At 56.5% G+C, this 1,179-nt stretch carries 1 protein-coding gene; it reads right to left on the bottom strand.

What is annotated here, in order from left to right; translation table 11 throughout:
• Positions 1–42: 42 nt before the first annotated feature.
• Positions 43–1,179, bottom strand: a 1,137-nt coding sequence (locus HMPREF3135_RS09490) for an IS256-like element IS3503 family transposase (RefSeq protein ID WP_070439372.1), incomplete at its 5' end; no start/stop codon positions are given.

Here is a 1,179-nt window from a genome sequence, read left to right as displayed (position 1 = left end):
GGTTAAGTAAAGAAAAGTGTGTCTTTTCCGGGCGTGTTGCGGTTATTTGATCCAGCCTTTTTGGATGCCGAGGTTGTGTTGGTAGCTGGTGTCGATGGCGGTGTCGTATTCTGCTGGTGCACCGATGTCATTGGTAGTGGCTGTGGTGTTGTGGGTGATCAGGTCTGTTGCTGTGGAAAGTGCGTCTTGACCCCATCGTTGGTCCCTGGCGATCTTGACCGGATCGTCAGGGACTTCTGTATGTAGATACAGCCACCAATCCATCACTGTGCGTTGATGCGGTAGTGATAGTCCGCGGTGTCTGCGGGCTAGTTCTTTTATGGGGGCGTTGATGCCACCTTCGAGGCTGTTTGTTGTTGCTGCAAGGTTGTCGGGGTCGATGGTTGTTGGTGGGGGTTGCAGGTAGGTAAACAGCAGGTCTCTGCGGTGCAGAGATAGCAATGATTGATAGGCCGCTCGGACGCGTTGGTGGGTGTAGACCTTGGTGTAGGCGCCGGTAGCAGGGTCTTTGATGGTGGTTTTCTCGTTCATCCATTCCCGGTAGGTGTGGTCGAATTCGTGCAGGTGGGCGACCCATGTGGATGCTTGGTCAAGGTCGGTGATGCGAGTGAGTTTCAGGGCTAGGCGGTAGAGGGTTTTGCCGGCATCGGTGCGGGGGTTGCTGGTGGTGTGGCGGCGGACTGTTCGTTGGGCGTGGACGAGGCAGCGTTGGATGCGTGTTGTTGGCCAGCAGTGGTGGATGGCTGATTGGGCACCTTGTCCGCCGTCTGTGACTGCGATTAGTGGTGCGGCAATGGGGCGTAGGAGTTCGGTGTAGGCGGCGGTGGTTTCGTGTCTGGCCCAGGTCCAGTTGATGACGTGGGTTTTACTGGCTGCGATCAGGAGGCATCCGGACTTTAGATAGGTCGCGTCGAGGAAGATTTGGTCATGGATGCGGAATGAGTCGATGGTGGGTGTGGGGATGATCCACCAGCACCATCGGAATCGGTGGTGCATGGTTTGCCTGGTTACGCCATGGTGTGCGGCGAAGGTGGTTAGAGATTGGGTGCCGGTGGCCCATTGGATGAACAAAGCCATGGTGGCGGTGTTTTTGTTGTGGGTTTGGGTGTTGCGGGTAAAGGAGTGTCCGCAGTGGGTGCAGCGCCAACGGGTGGTTGATTTGCTGGTGGTGCCGTTTTT

The sequence above is a fragment of the Corynebacterium sp. HMSC14H10 genome (genome assembly GCF_001807105.1).
In the GTDB taxonomy this organism is placed as follows: domain Bacteria; phylum Actinomycetota; class Actinomycetes; order Mycobacteriales; family Mycobacteriaceae; genus Corynebacterium; species Corynebacterium jeikeium_D.
Note: the sequence above shows the minus strand (reverse complement) of the source record. Positions and strands in the feature narration are given on the sequence as shown.